Source organism: Pseudomonas sp. BR20 (assembly GCF_050780135.1).
In the GTDB taxonomy this organism is placed as follows: domain Bacteria; phylum Pseudomonadota; class Gammaproteobacteria; order Pseudomonadales; family Pseudomonadaceae; genus Aquipseudomonas.
The window spans coordinates 1,599,314-1,614,667 of sequence record NZ_CP172012.1; the positions used below are offsets into that span (position 1 = coordinate 1,599,314).

At 59.7% G+C, this 15,354-nt stretch carries 14 protein-coding genes; 6 read left to right on the forward strand and 8 right to left on the reverse strand.

The annotated features are described in order from the left end of the window. Nucleotides 1-83 precede the first annotated feature (83 nt). Complete coding sequence (gene tcdA / locus ACHPFG_RS07205; RefSeq protein ID WP_131697264.1) at nt 84-899, forward strand: tRNA cyclic N6-threonylcarbamoyladenosine(37) synthase TcdA; 816 nt, start codon at nt 84-86, stop codon at nt 897-899. Nucleotides 900-920: 21 nt separating this feature from the next. Here tcdA and ACHPFG_RS07210 read toward each other — a convergent pair whose 3' ends face one another. The 4 genes from ACHPFG_RS07210 to ACHPFG_RS07225 form a co-directional block, all read right to left on the reverse strand. Continuing rightward, a complete protein-coding gene (locus ACHPFG_RS07210) occupies nt 921-1,334 on the reverse strand; it encodes a SufE family protein (protein ID WP_431701950.1) in 414 nt (137 codons plus the stop codon). Then, entirely contained in the window at nt 1,331-2,536 is a 1,206-nt protein-coding gene (locus tag ACHPFG_RS07215; protein WP_431701951.1) for an aminotransferase class V-fold PLP-dependent enzyme, read from the reverse strand. Before ACHPFG_RS07215 ends, ACHPFG_RS07210 begins: the two co-directional genes overlap by 4 nt. A 64-nt stretch (nt 2,537-2,600) precedes the next feature. After that, nucleotides 2,601-3,635: a 2,3,4,5-tetrahydropyridine-2,6-dicarboxylate N-succinyltransferase gene (dapD, locus tag ACHPFG_RS07220; RefSeq protein WP_027604485.1), complete on the reverse strand. Its 1,035-nt coding sequence runs from the start codon at nt 3,633-3,635 to the stop codon at nt 2,601-2,603. A gap of 32 nt (nt 3,636-3,667) precedes the next feature. Then, nucleotides 3,668-3,976: an arsenate reductase gene (locus ACHPFG_RS07225; RefSeq protein ID WP_231982825.1), complete on the reverse strand. Its 309-nt coding sequence runs from the start codon at nt 3,974-3,976 to the stop codon at nt 3,668-3,670. A gap of 267 nt (nt 3,977-4,243) precedes the next feature. Here ACHPFG_RS07225 and ACHPFG_RS07230 point away from each other — a divergent pair, with 267 nt between their 5' ends. Beyond that, a complete protein-coding gene (locus tag ACHPFG_RS07230) occupies nt 4,244-5,887 on the forward strand; it encodes a Na+/H+ antiporter (protein WP_431701952.1) in 1,644 nt (547 codons plus the stop codon). 8 nt (nt 5,888-5,895) lie between these two features. On the opposite strand, the gene ACHPFG_RS07235 is transcribed toward ACHPFG_RS07230, so the two are convergent. The 4 genes from ACHPFG_RS07235 to map form a co-directional block, all read right to left on the reverse strand. After that, nucleotides 5,896-6,663: a M12 family metallopeptidase gene (locus ACHPFG_RS07235; RefSeq protein ID WP_431701953.1), complete on the reverse strand. Its 768-nt coding sequence runs from the start codon at nt 6,661-6,663 to the stop codon at nt 5,896-5,898. 176 nt (nt 6,664-6,839) lie between these two features. After that, entirely contained in the window at nt 6,840-8,039 is a 1,200-nt protein-coding gene (dapC, locus tag ACHPFG_RS07240; protein WP_131697258.1) for a succinyldiaminopimelate transaminase, read from the reverse strand. Nucleotides 8,040-8,098: 59 nt separating this feature from the next. Then, nucleotides 8,099-10,801, reverse strand: coding sequence for a [protein-PII] uridylyltransferase (locus ACHPFG_RS07245; protein WP_431701954.1), 2,703 nt, complete (start codon nt 10,799-10,801; stop codon nt 8,099-8,101). A gap of 64 nt (nt 10,802-10,865) precedes the next feature. Further along, nucleotides 10,866-11,648: a type I methionyl aminopeptidase gene (gene map, locus ACHPFG_RS07250; RefSeq protein ID WP_016975842.1), complete on the reverse strand. Its 783-nt coding sequence runs from the start codon at nt 11,646-11,648 to the stop codon at nt 10,866-10,868. A 388-nt stretch (nt 11,649-12,036) separates the two neighbouring features. Between map and rpsB the strand changes: the two genes are divergently transcribed. The 4 genes from rpsB (at nt 12,037) to frr (ending at nt 15,339) form a co-directional block, all read left to right on the forward strand. Then, complete coding sequence (gene rpsB / locus ACHPFG_RS07255; RefSeq protein ID WP_003219330.1) at nt 12,037-12,774, forward strand: 30S ribosomal protein S2; 738 nt, start codon at nt 12,037-12,039, stop codon at nt 12,772-12,774. 192 nt (nt 12,775-12,966) lie between these two features. Continuing rightward, the gene (gene tsf, locus ACHPFG_RS07260; protein ID WP_065926460.1) at nt 12,967-13,830 is read left to right on the forward strand and encodes a translation elongation factor Ts; all 864 of its coding nucleotides are present in this window, start codon (nt 12,967-12,969) and stop codon (nt 13,828-13,830) included. A gap of 211 nt (nt 13,831-14,041) precedes the next feature. Further along, the gene (pyrH, locus tag ACHPFG_RS07265; protein WP_003172271.1) at nt 14,042-14,785 is read left to right on the forward strand and encodes a UMP kinase; all 744 of its coding nucleotides are present in this window, start codon (nt 14,042-14,044) and stop codon (nt 14,783-14,785) included. Next, on the forward strand, nt 14,782-15,339 hold the full coding sequence (gene frr, locus ACHPFG_RS07270) for a ribosome recycling factor (protein WP_016974404.1): 558 nt from the start codon (nt 14,782-14,784) through the stop codon (nt 15,337-15,339). Before pyrH ends, frr begins: the two co-directional genes overlap by 4 nt. Nucleotides 15,340-15,354: the final 15 nt, after the last annotated feature.

A 15,354-nucleotide genomic window follows, 5' to 3' on the forward strand; every position in this document is an offset into this window, starting at 1 on the left:
ATACCCTCTAAGTTCTTTACTTGTAGCTTGTGGCTTCGAACTTGTCGCTACGTAGTCCATAATGCGCGCCGGTTTTTGGGGTAATGGTCATGAGCACAGAAGATCCGCGGTTTGCAGGCGTCGCCCGTTTGTATGGCATTGAAGGCCTGGAACGCTTGAAAGCGGCCCATGTGGCGATCGTCGGTGTCGGCGGCGTGGGCTCGTGGGCGGCGGAAGCCATGGCCCGCTGCGGGGTAGGCGAGATTTCGCTGTTCGACCTGGACGACGTCTGCGTCAGCAACAGCAACCGCCAGCTGCACGCCCTGGACAGCACCGTGGGCAAGCCCAAGGTCGAGGTGATGGCCGAGCGCTTGCGCGGCATCAATCCGGACTGCACGGTGCATGCGGTGGCAGATTTCGTGACCCGCGAGACCATGGCCGAGTACATCACGCCCAACATCGATTGCGTGATCGACTGCATCGATGCCGTCAACGCCAAGGCCGCGCTGATCGCCTGGTGCAAGCGCCGCAAGATCCAGATCATCACCACCGGCGGCGCCGGCGGGCAGATCGACCCGACGCTGATCCAGGTGTGCGACCTGAACCGCACCTTCAATGACCCGTTGGCGTCGAAAGTGCGCTCCACCTTACGCCGTGACTACGGCTTTTCCCGCACCGTGACCCGTCATTACAGCGTGCCGTGTGTGTTTTCCACCGAGCAACTGCGTTATCCCAAGCCGGATGGCAGCATCTGTTTGCAGAAGAGTTTTGTCGGTGATGGGGTGAAGCTCGACTGCGCCGGCGGGTTTGGCGCGGTGATGATGGTGACGGCGACCTTCGGCATGGTCGCGGCGACCAAGGCGGTGGACAAGATTGTGGCCGGGGTGCGCAGGCCTTCCGAGCGGGTCAAACCCGCCTGAGTCGCACCGGCCCTCCCACCTTTAGTCCTGTGTATGGCTTAGCGTTCGCATGCGCTGCAGGACTGCATTCAAGCCATTGCTGCGCGATGGCGACAGTTGGCGGGAAAGCCCGAGTTGATTGAACCAGTCAGGCAAGTCGACCGCCTGCAACTCGTGCGCCGACAACCCATTGACCCGCGCCAGCAGCAATGCCACCAAGCCACGAATCATCCGCGCATCGCTGCTCGCGGCGAATTGCCAATGACCGTGCTCGAAGCGCCCCACCAACCACACCAGGCTCTCACAGCCCTGCACCAGGTTGGCGTCGACCTTCTCCTCATCCGCCAATACGGGCAGACGTTCACCCCACTGCATCAGCATTCGCGCGCGTTGCTCCCAGCTGCCCACCGACTGAAAGGCCTCCAGCGCGGCAACTGCATCCACCGGCAGGCTCATCGCAGCATATCCAGCGCCTGGTCCAGCGCTTCGAAGAAGCGCTCCAGGTCATCGGAGTCGTTATACAGCGCCAGGGATACGCGGATTGCACCCGACAAGTGCATCGCCTTGAGCAACGGCATCGCGCAATGATGCCCGGCACGTACGGCAATGCCTTGCTCGGTCAGCAGGTGCGCAAGGTCGGCGTTGTGCACGCCCTCGACCACAAAGCTGACCAGCGCCGCCTGCGGAGAACCCAGCACACGGACACCCTTGCGCGCTTGCAGCCCGCGCAACAGGTAGTCATGCAGGGCGGCTTCATGGGCCAGAACGGCGTGTTGATCCAGCGAATTCAAATAGTCCAGGGACGCGCCCAGGCCGATCACGCCGGCAATCGGTGGGGTGCCGGCCTCGAACCCCAGCGGTGCCGGGCGGAAGCTGGCGCTGTGGTAGTCGGCCTGTTGCACCATCTCGCCACCGAATTGCCAATGGCGCAGGTGATGCAGGGCCTCGTTGCGGCCATACAGCACGCCGACGCCGTCGGGGCCGTACAGCTTGTGGCTGGAAAACACATAAAAGTCGCAGCCCAGGGCCTGCACGTCGTGACGGCCGTGGACGATGCCTTGGGCGCCATCGACCACGGTCAGGGCGCCGTGGGTCTGGGCTAACGCCAGCAAGGCTTGCAGCGGTTGCCAGGTGCCGAGGACGTTGGACAGTTGGCTCACCGCCAGCAGGCGCGTACGCGGGCCGATCAACTCGGCGGCGGCTTGCAGGTCGATCACGCCGTCATCGTCAAGCGGCAATAGCACCAGTGTGAGCGCGCGACGCTTGGCCAGTTGCTGCCACGGCAACAGGTTGGCGTGGTGTTCCAGGGCGCTGATGACAAGCTCATCGCCCGCATTGAATAAGTGCTCAAGACCATAAGCCAAAAGGTTCAGCGCTGACGTCGCGCCGTGGGTAAACACGATTTGCCCGCTGTCGCCTGCATTCAACCACTGCGCAACCTTGCTGCGACTGTCCTCGAAAGCCTGGGTCGCATGGGCTCCCGGCAAATGCTGGGCACGGTGCACATTGGCGGCGCCATTGGCGTAGTAATGGCTGATGGCATCCAGCAAGGCTTGGGGTTTTTGCGTGGTGGCGGCGTTGTCCAGGTAGGTCTGGTCTTGCCGTTGCAGGGTGGCGATGGCCGGAAAGTCGGCGCGCCAGGGGGAGGGCACTAGCATGGTGTTCAAGACTCGTATAAGCGGGCCCCAGGGTCGGGGCCCGCTAGTGGCATCGAGTGGCTGCTTAGTTGTGAGCGTGCAGCGCTTCGTTCAGTTCGATGGCCGATTTGTGGGTTTTGCACTCCACGGCACCGGTCTCGGAGTTGCGGCGGAACAGCAGGTCCGGTTGGCCGGCCAGCTCGCGCGCCTTGACCACCTTGACCAGTTGGTTCGACTCGTCCAGCAATGCAACCTTGGTGCCGGCGGTGACGTACAGGCCCGACTCCACGGTGTTGCGGTCGCCCAACGGGATACCGATACCGGCATTGGCGCCGATCAGGCAGCCTTCGCCAACCTTGATCACGATGTTGCCGCCGCCCGACAGGGTGCCCATGGTCGAGCAACCGCCGCCCAGGTCCGAACCCTTGCCGACGAACACGCCAGCCGATACACGGCCTTCGATCATGCCCGGGCCTTCGGTGCCGGCGTTGAAGTTGACGAAACCTTCGTGCATCACGGTGGTGCCTTCGCCCACATAGGCGCCGAGGCGGATACGCGCGGCATCAGCGATACGCACGCCGCTCGGTACCACGTAGTCGGTCATTTTCGGGAACTTGTCCACCGAGAACACTTCCAGCAACTCGCCACGCAGGCGTGCTTCCAGTTGGCGTTCGGCCAGCTCATTGATGTCGATTGCGCCCTGGCTGGTCCAGGCCACGTTCGGCAACTGCGGGAACACACCGGCGAGGCTCAGGCCGTGTGGCTTGACCAGGCGATGGGACAGCAGGTGCAGCTTGAGGTAGGCCTCTGGGGTGGACGTCAGTGCGGCGTCTTCGGCCAGCAAGGTGGCAACCAGCGGCGTGTGGCTTTCAGCCAGACGGCTCAGCAGAGCGGCTTGGGTGGCGTCGACGCCCTTGAGCGCGTCAGCCAGTTGCAGGGCCTGGGCGACGGTGAAGGTGATCGCCTGGTTGCCTTCGCTGTAGCCGAGGATCGGCGCAATAGCGGCAACGATTTCAGCCGATGGGTTGAGCAAGGGTTGCGCGTAAAACACTTCCAGCCAAGCACCTTGGCGGTTCTGAGTGCCGACGCCGAAGCCCAGGCTGAACAGGGAATTGGACATGCTGTTACCTCTACAAAAATGGAAGGGCTGGCCTACTTGAGGGCCGCCGAATAACTATCTGGCTTGAAGCCAATCAGGGTTCTGTCACCGAGATCAAGCACCGGACGCTTGATCATCGAAGGTTGTGCGAGCATCAATTCAATGGCTTTCGACTGATCGAGATCGGCTTTGCGTTCGTCTTCGAGTTTGCGAAAGGTGGTGCCCGCACGGTTCAAAACCACCTGCCAACCGTGCTCGTTGCACCATTGGGTCAAGTGTTCACGGTCGATACCGGCCGTTTTGTAGTCGTGGAACTCATAGCTCACCGCGTGCTCATCGAGCCAGGTGCGCGCCTTTTTCATGGTGTCGCAGGCTTTGATGCCGAAAAGGTGCAACGTTTTGCTTGAAGCGGTCAAGGAATTGCCCCCCCTGCTTTACTGATGTCAGTGCCAATGAAAATGAAAGATCACGGATTATGCCACGACCAGCGGGTTTGGGTGCCGCTCGTCAGCATCGTGCGACCTTTGTGCAAAAGCCAGCGCTTAACATAGCCGGGTAATATGGCACTTCAACGGCTGGTTGTTGCCTGATGTGTGTCGTTGCAAGTCGATTGTCCGGGAAACCGCGTTATGCAAACCGCCTACACCGTTCTTATCCTGCTGATGCTGGTCAGCGTTTCGCGTCTGGTCGGGCGTGTCATCCCCCTGCCGTTACCCCTGGTGCAGATTGCCGCTGGCGCCTTGCTGGCCTGGCCCACACTGGGGCTGCATGTGGCGCTGGACCCGGAGCTGTTCCTGTTTCTATTCCTGCCACCGCTGCTGTTCTCCGACGGCTGGCGCATGCCCAAGCGCGAATTGTGGCGCCTGCGTGGGCCGATCCTGACGCTGGCCGTCGGCCTGGTGCTTTTCACCGTGGTCGGTGCTGGCTACTTCATTCATTGGCTATTGCCGACGATCCCGCTGCCGGTGGCCTTCGCCCTCGCTGCCGTGTTGTCGCCGACAGATGCCGTGGCCGTGTCGGCGATTGCCCAGAACCGCTTGCCGACACCGCTGATGCATATGCTCCAGGGCGAAGCGTTGATGAATGATGCCTCGGGCCTGGTGACCTTCAAGTTCGCCTTGGCCGCAGCATTGACCGGCGTGTTCTCTCTGGCCGATGCCAGCCTGACCTTTGTTTTGGTGGCCGTGGGCGGCCTGGCGGTCGGGGTGGCGCTGAGCTGGCTGGTCGGCCGCCTGCGTGCCTGGATGATTGCTCGAGGTTGGGATGACCCGGCAACGCACGTGGTGTTCATGTTGCTGCTGCCCTTTGCGGCCTACGTGCTGGCCGAACGCCTCGGCGCCTCGGGCATCTTGTCGGCGGTCGCGGCGGGCATGATGCAAAGCTGGCTCGACCTGTTGCCTCGCCAGACCAGCACGCGTTTGCTCAATCGCAGTGTCTGGTCATTGCTGGAGTTTGCTTTCAATGGCCTGATCTTCCTGCTGCTGGGCTTGCAACTGCCGGACATCATCAAGGCCGTGGTCAGTCATGAGCCGACGCTGTGGCCCGCCTTGTTGTATCGCTGCCTGGATGTGATTGCGATCTTTCTGGTGCTGGTGGTGTTGCGCTTTATCTGGGTACAGAGCATCTGGCGCCTGTCGGGTTTACTCCGGCGGCTACGTGGGAAAAGTGAGTTGACCCTGGTGCCGACCGCGCGTTCCTGTTGGCTGTTGACCGTGGGCGGAGTGCGCGGTGCGGTGACCCTGGCCGGTGTAATGTCGGTGCCATTGTTGCTGGTGCCGGGCCAGGATTTCCCTGAGCGCGACCTGCTGATCTTTATCGCGGCCGGTGTGATCCTGCTGTCACTGATCGCCGCATGCATCGCCCTGCCGCTGCTCTTGCGCGGCGTTGAAAAGAGTCCGGATGAAAAGCGCCATAACGAAGTGCGCGAGGCCTGGAAAAAAACCGCCGTGGCGGCGATCCATGCCTTGGAGGCAGATGAGCCCGTTGACATCGCAACCCAGGACGCCGCCCAGGCCGCGTTGGCCACTGAACTCAAGGCACGCCTGATGTCGGAATATCGCCATCAGTTGGAAGTGTTCAATGACTCGGCCGAAGCCCAGGCATTGGCGCAGCAGATGGACCAACTGGAGCGAAAGTTGCGTCTCAAGGCGCTGCGCGCGCAGCGGTTGGAGCTGTACAGCTTGAGCCGTCATCACCAGATTGGTGATGACGTGTTGCGAGAGGTGCTGGCAGAGCTGGATATGAGTGAGGCGAACTTGGGGCCCGTGAAGTAGAGGAGGTATTACGCAGTGGGAGGGCGATCAGTTTTGATTAACACCTTCATCAACGTATAAATCAGTTGCCCCGCAGGCGTGCTGTCCTGCGGATAAAGCGATTGAATAAAACCCTTATCGCCGTCCGACAATTGCAACGGTTTAGGGATTTCGTTTGGATTTTTCAATCGGGGCTTGGAAAAACTGTAATGCATGATTGATTGTTCATCGTAAGGCGAAGTTTTCACGGTGCTGCGGCGTGATTTCTTGAGGACGTCGTGGTAAGCGTCACCTCTTGTTTTATTTCGGGATTCGTAATCTTTGTAAACTTCATCCTCATCAAATACCAATGTCCGATCCGGGTGCTGGTGTTCATGCCTTAAACCCAGCGCATGACCAAACTCATGTAGCACCTGCGCCTCAATACGTTCCGGCGAACTGCCGAAGCCAATGCTCATCGTCGGTTCAGAGGGGGAGATATTTTTTGCGTCCGTTCCAATGTACGACCAGCCTGCAGTGCTCGTGTTATTTGCGGTAATTCTGATATCGCCATGCGCTGAATCGACGAACTTGAAGTGCAGGTTGGTGTGAGGCGTCCATTTTCTTATATTGGCTTTTACCAGCGTCTTCTGCGCGTCCGTCATATCCAGCAAAGCTATCTTCAGGACTGAATGCTGTGGCCAGAGTTTGTCGGGGGTGGCGATGCCACGTTTATGCCGGGTGGGATTTGATTCGGGCGTCGTAAAGGCGGCTGTGTTGTATGAGGAAGTAGGGGGAGGCAAGTTGCAGACGGTCATGTCTTCTCTCCATCAAAAGTAAAAGGCCAGGCAGCCATGAACGGCATGGGCTGCCATTGGCATCATTGTTGGCTACTACTTTTGGTGGGTGAGAAACGCGGGCGTGTTCCCATTCAAAGGGTTGCTTGATCTTTCTTTGAGTTGGCCGCTCCGGAACACGCGAGCGGCCCTTGGGATCAGCGATGACGCTGAATGAAGTCCCGAATTCGCTCAGCCGCTTCCACGCACTCGGCAAGCGGTGCAACCAGCGCCAGGCGCACACGGCCAGCCCCAGGGTTGACGCCATCCACTTCCCGGGACAGGTACGAACCCGGCACCACGGTCACGTGTTCCTCGACGAATAAATCGCGGCAGAACGCGGCATCATCGCCTTGCACATTCGGCCACAGGTAGAACCCGCCGTCCGGGGCCTGTACGTCCAGCACCGGTTTGAGGATCGCCAGCACGGCATCAAACTTCTCGCGGTACAAGTCCCGGTTGGCCTGCACATGGGCCTCGTCCTGCCAGGCCGCGATACTTGCCAGCTGGGTTTGCACCGGCATCGCACAACCATGGTAAGTGCGGTACAGCAGGAAGCCCTTGAGGATCTCGGCATCGCCCGCGACAAAACCGGAACGCAGGCCTGGCAGGTTGGAGCGCTTGGACAGGCTGTGGAACACCACGCAGCGCTTGAAGTCCTGGCGGCCCAGTTCGACACACGCGCTGAGCAGGCCCGGCGGTGGGGTTTGTTCGTCGAAGTAGAGTTCGCTGTAGCACTCGTCGGCGGCGATCACGAAGTCATGTTCGTCGGCCAGGGCGATGAGTTTTTTCAGGGTGTCGACCGGGATCAGTGCACCCGTCGGGTTGCCCGGGGAGCAGAGGAACAGGATCTGGCAGCGTTTCCAGATGTCTGGCGACACGGCGTCGAAATCCGGGTTGAAGCCGTTTTCATCCAGGCAGGGCAGGTAATGTGGCTTGGCCCCGGCCAGGAACGCCGCGCCTTCGTAGATCTGGTAGAACGGATTCGGACTGACCACCAGCGCGTCGTCACCACGGTTGACCACGGTCTGGGTGAAGGCAAACAGCGCTTCACGGGTGCCGTTGACCGGCAGGATATTGCGCGCCGGATCCAGCCAGCCCTTGGGTACGTCGAAGCGGCGCTCGCACCAGGCGCCAATGGCCTCGCGCAAAGCCGGGATGCCCAGGGTGGTGGGGTACACCGCCATCTGGTCGAGGTTGTTGGCCAGGGCATCGGCAACGAACTGCGGCGACTTGTGCTTGGGCTCGCCGATGGACAACGCGATCGGGCGCTTGTCCGGGTTCGGTGTGACGCTGCCCAGCAGGGCGCGTAGCTTTTCGAACGGGTAGGGCTGGAGCTGATTCAGGGCGTTGTTCATCGGTGGATCTCGTGCAAGGCGTTAAAAACTGGGAGGGGAGCGGTGGGCCGCTCCTGGTATCAAATCGTCAGGCGCGTCAGTTCGACACCGGGTTCCTGGGGCACGCTCAACTGCTGCACGATCGCCGCCTGCAAGCGCAGGCAAAGCTCGGGGTCGGACAGGGGCTGGTTGTCGGCGTCGGTAATAAAGAACACGTCTTCCACCCGCTCGCCGAGGGTTGCAATCTTGGCGTTCTGCAACGACAGGTCGAACTCCAGAAAAATCCCGCCGATCCGTGCCAGCAGCCCCGGGCGATCCGGCGCGCTGAGCTCCAGCACCGTGACCGGGCGTTGGGCGTCGTTGGAAATGGTCACCTGGGGCGCAAAGGCAAAGTGCTTGAGCTGGCGCGGTACCCGGCGCTGGATGATGGTCGGGTAGTCATCGGGGTTGCGCAGCGCTTCGGTCAGGCCTTCGCGGATCTTTTTCACCCGCGCCGGGTTATCGCCGATGGACTCGCCTTCGGTATCCAGCACGATATAGGTATCGAGGGTGAACTGGCTGCTGGAGGTGATGACCCGGGCGTCATGGATGTTCAGGTTGAGCTGATCCATGGCCGCCACGGTCACGGCGAAGAAGTCGTGCTGGTCGGGCGCATAGATGAAGATCTGCGTGCCGCCTTCGAATTCGCGCTGGGTGGTTTCCTTGATCAGCACCAGTGGGCCGCCATCGGCAGGCTGCTGCAGGATCGCGTCACTGTGCCAGGCCACATCGCCGGCGGTGTGGCGCAGGAAGTAATCATCGCCCAGTTGCGACCACAACTGCTCGACGTCGTCCGGGTCGTTGCCACCGCGCACCAGGATATCGAGTGCCGCGCTTTGGGTGCGGCGGATCTGCTCTTCGCGGTCCACCGGGTTTTCCAGGCCACGACGCAGCGCGCGCTTGGTTTCGGTGTACAGCTGGCGCAACAGACTGGCGCGCCAGGAGTTCCACAGGGTCGGATTGGTGGCGTTGATGTCGGAAACGGTCAGCACGTACAGGTAGTCGAGGTGGGTTTCATCGCCGACGATCCCGGCGAAGTCGTGGATCACCTGCGGGTCGGACAAGTCCTTGCGCTGGGCGGTGGTCGACATCAGCAGATGGTTCTGCACCAGCCACACGATCAGGCGGCTGTCCCACAGCGGCAGCTGGTGGCGCTGGCAGAACGCCTCGGCATCGACCGCGCCGATTTCCGAGTGGTCTCCATGCCGGCCCTTGCCGATGTCGTGGTACAGACCGGCGAGGTAGATCAACTCCGGCTTGGGCAGCTTGGCCATGAGCTTGCTGGCCAGCGGGAATTTCTCTGACACCTGGGTGTACTGCAACTTACGCAAGTGCTTGATCAGGTTCAGGGTGTGGGCGTCTACGGTATAGATGTGGAACAGATCGTGCTGCATCTGCCCGACGATGAAACCGAACTCCGGCAGGTAACGCCCGAGGATGCCATAGCGGTTCATGCGGCGCAGGTTGCGATGGATGCCGATCTTGCACTTGAACAGCTCGATGAACAGGCTGGTGTTGCGAATGTCGTTGCGAAAGTCATCGTCGATCAGGTGACGGTTTTCTCGCAGCAGGCGGATGGTATCGGCGCGTACGCCCTTGATTTCCGGCTGCTGGGCCATCAGCACGAAGATTTCCAGCATGGCGAACGGGGTGCGGCGGAACACATTGTCATTATGCGCCTCGATATAGCCGTCGTGCAGCTGGAAGCGCGAGTTGATCGGCTGCGGCGGTGCTTCGTCTTCCGGGGCCAGGATCACTTCTTCGAAATGCTGGATGATCAGATCGCTGAGCTGGGCAATGCTCATGACCACCCGGTAGTACTGCTGCATGAAGCTTTCGATGCTGGTCTTCGCGTCTTCACCTTCAAACCCCAGCAGGGTTGCGATGCAGCGCTGGTGGTCGAACAGCAGGCGATCTTCGGAGCGCCCGGCGAGCATGTGCAGGGCGTAGCGCACTTTCCACAGGAACTCCTGGGACGACGCCAGCAGGGCGTTTTCGCTCTCCACCAGGAAGCCTTCGCCGGCCAGGGCGCGCAGGTTCAGGGTGCCGTATTGGCGACGCGCTACCCACAAAATCGTCTGGATGTCGCGCAGCCCGCCCGGCGAGCCTTTGACGTTGGGTTCGAGGTTGTATTCGGTGTCGTTGTACTTGTGGTGCCGGGCCTTCTGCTCGGCGCGCTTGGCCAGGAAGAAATCCTTGCTCGGCCACATGTGTGCGGTGCTGGTGACTTCGAGCATGCGCTGGCGCAGGCGCTCGGGGCCGGCAATGGTGCGGCTTTCCATCAGGTTGGTGATGACGGTGAGGTCGGCGCGGGCCTCTTCGGCGCATTCATCGACCGAGCGCACGCTCTGGCCGACTTCCAGGCCAATGTCCCACAACAGTGTCAGAAAGCGCTCGATGGAATCGCGAAAGATCTCATGGTCGGCGCTGTCCAGCAGGATCAGCAGGTCGATGTCGGAGTACGGGTGCAGCTCGCCACGACCGTATCCGCCGACCGCTACCAGGGCAATATCGGCGTCTTCGCTCCAGCTGAACTGCTCCCAGGCCTTTTGCAGGATGTTATCGACGAACCAAGCGCGGTCCTCGATCAGCCGGCGGATGTCCCGGCCGCTGCGAAAGCGCTCGTCGAGTACCTCGCGGGCCTGGCGGATTGCCTTTTTGAACGCGGCGATGGGGCTCGCTTTCAGGGCCAGCTCGGCCTGGAACTGGCCACGGTCGAAGAGTTCGGGATCCACCTGGGGCATTGATCGGCTTTCCTTTCTATCTATCAGTCAGTCACAACACAGTTTGGGAAAACCTTGGCAGCCTTTACGCCGAAACGCGTGGGATCGTGTCGTCGGCGCGCAGGGTGAAGATCTCGTAGCCGGTCTCGGTGACCAGCAGGGTGTGTTCCCACTGGGCCGAGAGCTTGCGGTCCTTGGTGATGGCGGTCCAGCCGTCGCCCAGCACCTTGGTATCGGCCTTGCCCTGGTTGATCATCGGCTCGATGGTAAAGGTCATGCCTGCCTTGAGCTCCATACCGGTGCCGGCGCGGCCATAGTGCAGGATCTGCGGTTCTTCGTGGAAGACCGTGCCGATACCGTGGCCGCAGAATTCGCGCACCACCGAGAAACCGTTCTTTTCGGCGTGCTTCTGGATCACTTCACCGATGTCGCCCAGGCGGCAGCCAGGCTTGACGATCTCGATGGCTTTGTACATGCATTCCTGGGTGACCTGGGACAGGCGCTCGGCCCAGACCGGCACGTTGCCGACGTGGAACATGCGGCTGGTGTCACCGAAGTAGCGGTCCTTGATCACCGTGACGTCGATGTTCAGGGTGTCGCCGTCCTTCAACGGCTTGTCGCCCGGAATCCCGTGGCAGACCACGTGGTTGACCGACGTGCAGATCGACTTGGGGAAGCCCTTGTAGTTCAGCGGCGCAGGAATGGCGCCCTGCACATTGACTATATAGTCATGGCAGATCTGGTTCAGGGTTTCCGTGGTAACGCCGGGCTTGACGTGCTCGGCAATCATTTCCAGCACGTCGGCAGCCAGTTTGCCGGCAATGCGCATGCCGGCGATGTCTTCGGCGGTTTTCAAACTAACGGTCATACAGGCTCTCTCTAGCGCGATGCGCTGAAATCAATACGGTTTACGGGCGTGCGACAAAAAGGTTGCAGAATTCGCACAAGCGCCAAAAAACGCGATTCTAACAGACGCGGGCGGCAAATCATGAGCCCCTGACGATCGCTTCTCTCTATCAGGTGGGGTTATATCGGGTCTATTCAAAGGGTTGCGTACAAGTCGCTCAGGCCAAATGTGATTGCGTGTTTCGTTTTCGCCCTTCGTGTGGTATAAAATGCGCCGCTTTCCGGGGATGCCCCGCAAAGCTTAAATCCACACACGTGTCGACACGATGACCTGGGTGCCGGAGGCCTTGATGCCGCTGGTTGGTCATTGGGATACGTGGAGGCCAAACCCGACTTATTAAGGAACTATCATGTCCCAAGTCAATATGCGCGATATGCTGAAGGCCGGTGTGCACTTCGGTCACCAGACCCGTTACTGGAACCCGAAAATGGGTAAATACATTTTCGGCGCGCGTAACAAGATCCACATCATCAACCTTGAAAAAACCCTGCCAATGTTCAACGAAGCTCTGACTTTCGTAGAGCGCCTGGCTCAGGGCAAAAACAAGATCCTGTTCGTCGGCACCAAGCGTTCCGCTGGCAAGATCGTTGCTGAAGAAGCAGCACGTTGCGGTTCGCCGTACGTCGATCACCGCTGGTTGGGCGGCATGCTGACCAACTTCAAAACCATCCGTGCTTCCATCAAGCGTCTGCGTGACCTTGAAGTGCAAGCCGAAGACGGTACTTTCGCCAAGCTGACCAAGAAAGAAGCGCTGATGCGCACTCGTGACCTGGAAAAGCTCGATCGTTCCCTGGGTGGTATCAAGGACATGGGCGGTCTGCCTGACGCACTGTTCGTTATCGACGTTGATCACGAGCGCATCGCGATCACCGAAGCCAACAAGCTGGGCATCCCTGTTATCGGCGTAGTCGATACCAACAGCAGCCCGGAAGGCGTTGACTACATCATCCCAGGCAACGATGACGCCATCCGCGCTATCCAGCTGTACATGGGTTCGATGGCTGACGCTGTAATCCGTGGTCGCAACCACGTTGCTGGTGGTACTGAGCAGTTCGTTGAAGAAGCTCCGGTAGCCGCAGCTGAGTAATTGACGCCCTGGCGTTGACTCAGTAAGCAAAAAGGGGGCTTGGCCCCCTTTTTGCCACCTCGAAAACCATTTGTGAGCAGCGCAGCTACATCACCTGTAACGTGCAGCGGCTAACAAGGGTGGTTCGGGAAGAATTGATCCCCCGTTCGATCGGGTGGAATGGTTGAAAACCTATCCAAGAGGAATTTGAAAATGGCAGCAATTACTGCAGCGTTGGTTAAAGAACTGCGTGAGCGTACCGGCGAAGGCATGATGGATTGCAAGAAAGCCCTGGAAAAGGCTGACGGCGACATCGAAAAAGCCATTGATGACATGCGTGCTTCCGGCGCCATCAAGGCTGCCAAGAAAGCAGGCAACGTGGCTGCTGAAGGCGCTATCGCTCTGAAAGAAGACGGCAAATCTGCTGTTCTGCTGGAAGTGAACTCTCAGACCGACTTCCTGGCCCTGCAGGACGACTTCAAGGCCTTTGTTGCTGCCAGCGTTGAAAAAGCGTTCGCCGACAAGCTGACTGACGTCGCTCCGCTGATCGCCGCTCAAGAAGCTGATCGCCTGGTACTGGTCGGCAAGGTTGGCGAAAACGTCAACATCCGTCGCCTGGTGCGCGTTGAAGGTGATGTAGTTGGTGGTTACCTGCACGGCAACAAGATCGGCGTTGCAGTTGTCCTGAAGGGCGGCAATGTTGAGCTGGCCAAGGACATCGCTATGCACGTAGCGGCCAGCAACCCTGAGTTCCTGCTGCCTTCGGAAGTTTCTGCCGAAGCGATCGAGCGTGAGAAAGCTGTGTTCCTGCAGCTGAACGAAGAAAAAATCAAAGGCAAGCCAGAAAACATTGTTGAGAATATGGTCAAGGGCCGTATCAGCAAGTTCCTGGCCGAAGCAAGCCTGGTTGAGCAGGCGTTCGTCAAGAACCCTGAAGTCAAGGTTGGCGAATTGGCCAAGAAAGCCGGTGCTGAAATCGTTTCCTTCACTTACTTCAAGGTAGGCGAAGGCATCGAGAAGCCGGTCGACAACTTCGCTGAAGAAGTTGCTGCCCAGCTGGCTGCCGCCAAGCAATAAGACAGTTTTTAACTGTCGCCCGAAAGAGGCTGCCCGCTCACGCGCGCAGCCTCTTTTCAAATGGGCAGGCCGATTTTATTTGGCTTACCCTCGGAACTGGCTTACAAAGCCGTGTTCCGATGGCGCTGTGAGAGCGTCCAGCTAGAGTGAACGCAAGCCGTAAATGGCTCGCCAAGAATTTTTTAAAAATACGCCGCAGGAGAGATTCGCAATGGCTCAGCAGGGCAGTGGTTATCAGGCTCGCTATAAACGCATTCTACTCAAGCTTAGCGGCGAGGCCCTGATGGGCTCGGAAGAGTTCGGGATCGATCCCAAGGTCCTCGACCGCATGGCGCTGGAAGTCGGCCAGTTGGTCGGCATCGGCGTACAAGTCGGCCTGGTGATCGGCGGGGGCAATCTGTTCCGCGGTGCGGCACTGAGTGCGGCCGGTATGGATCGGGTCACTGGCGACCACATGGGCATGCTGGCCACTGTGATGAACGCCCTGGCCATGCGTGACGCCCTGGAGCGTGCCAATATTTCGGCTATCGTGATGTCGGCTATTTCCATGGTGGGCGTGACCGATCACTATGATCGTCGCAAAGCCATGCGCCACCTGAACGCCAAAGAGGTGGTGATCTTTGCTGCCGGTACCGGCAACCCGTTCTTCACCACGGACTCGGCTGCCTGCCTGCGCGCCATCGAGATCGATGCTGACGTAGTGCTCAAGGCGACCAAGGTAGATGGCGTGTACACCGCAGACCCGTTCAAAGACCCGCATGCCGAGAAGTTCGATCATCTGACCTACGATGAAGTGCTGGATCGCAAGCTGGGCGTGATGGACCTGACGGCTATTTGCCTGTGTCGCGACCATAAGATGCCACTGCGCGTATTTAACATGAACAAGCCCGGTGCCCTGCTGAATATCGTACACGGCGGCGCGGAAGGGACTCTGATCGAGGAAGGCCAACAATGATCAATGAAATCAAGAAAGACGCCCAAGCGCGTATGCAGAAATCCCTGGAGTCTCTGAGCCACGCATTCGGCCAGATTCGTACCGGCAAGGCGCACCCGAGCATTCTGGGCAGCGTGATGGTGCCTTATTACGGCGCTGATACCCCGCTGAGCGGCGTGGCCAACGTTACCGTAAAAGATTCGCGCACCCTGCAAGTCGTGGCCTTCGAGCGCAACATGCTCGCCGCAGTCGACAAAGCCATCCAGAGCGCCGGCCTGAACCTCAACCCGACCAACCTGGGCGAGTTGCTGCTGATCTCCATGCCGGCCCTGACTGAAGAAACCCGCAAGGGCTTCACCAAGCAGGCCCGCAGCGCCGCTGAAGATGCGCGTGTTGCCGTGCGCAACATCCGTCGCGATGCCTTGGGTGACTTGAAGAAACTGGTCAAGGACAAGGAAATCAGCGAAGACGAAGAGCGTCGTGCCGTCGCCGATATCGATAAGCTGACCAAGGATGCCGAGGCCCAGATCACCAAGGCCACGGAAGAAAAAGAAAAGGACCTGATGGCCGTATAAGGGGTCAGGACGCCT

What these genes read in the sequence shown, in the direction of transcription:
- tcdA (WP_131697264.1), top strand. Translation starts at nt 84, where the DNA reads ATGGTCATGAGCACAGAAGATCCGCGGTTTGCAGGCGTCGCCCGTTTG.
- ACHPFG_RS07210 (WP_431701950.1), bottom strand. Translation starts at nt 1,334, where the DNA reads ATGAGCCTGCCGGTGGATGCAGTTGCCGCGCTGGAGGCCTTTCAGTCG.
- ACHPFG_RS07215 (WP_431701951.1), bottom strand. Translation starts at nt 2,536, where the DNA reads ATGCTAGTGCCCTCCCCCTGGCGCGCCGACTTTCCGGCCATCGCCACC.
- dapD (WP_027604485.1), bottom strand. Translation starts at nt 3,635, where the DNA reads ATGTCCAATTCCCTGTTCAGCCTGGGCTTCGGCGTCGGCACTCAGAAC.
- ACHPFG_RS07225 (WP_231982825.1), bottom strand. Translation starts at nt 3,976, where the DNA reads ATGAAAAAGGCGCGCACCTGGCTCGATGAGCACGCGGTGAGCTATGAG.
- ACHPFG_RS07230 (WP_431701952.1), top strand. Translation starts at nt 4,244, where the DNA reads ATGCAAACCGCCTACACCGTTCTTATCCTGCTGATGCTGGTCAGCGTT.
- ACHPFG_RS07235 (WP_431701953.1), bottom strand. Translation starts at nt 6,663, where the DNA reads ATGACCGTCTGCAACTTGCCTCCCCCTACTTCCTCATACAACACAGCC.
- dapC (WP_131697258.1), bottom strand. Translation starts at nt 8,039, where the DNA reads ATGAACAACGCCCTGAATCAGCTCCAGCCCTACCCGTTCGAAAAGCTA.
- ACHPFG_RS07245 (WP_431701954.1), bottom strand. Translation starts at nt 10,801, where the DNA reads ATGCCCCAGGTGGATCCCGAACTCTTCGACCGTGGCCAGTTCCAGGCC.
- map (WP_016975842.1), bottom strand. Translation starts at nt 11,648, where the DNA reads ATGACCGTTAGTTTGAAAACCGCCGAAGACATCGCCGGCATGCGCATT.
- rpsB (WP_003219330.1), top strand. Translation starts at nt 12,037, where the DNA reads ATGTCCCAAGTCAATATGCGCGATATGCTGAAGGCCGGTGTGCACTTC.
- tsf (WP_065926460.1), top strand. Translation starts at nt 12,967, where the DNA reads ATGGCAGCAATTACTGCAGCGTTGGTTAAAGAACTGCGTGAGCGTACC.
- pyrH (WP_003172271.1), top strand. Translation starts at nt 14,042, where the DNA reads ATGGCTCAGCAGGGCAGTGGTTATCAGGCTCGCTATAAACGCATTCTA.
- frr (WP_016974404.1), top strand. Translation starts at nt 14,782, where the DNA reads ATGATCAATGAAATCAAGAAAGACGCCCAAGCGCGTATGCAGAAATCC.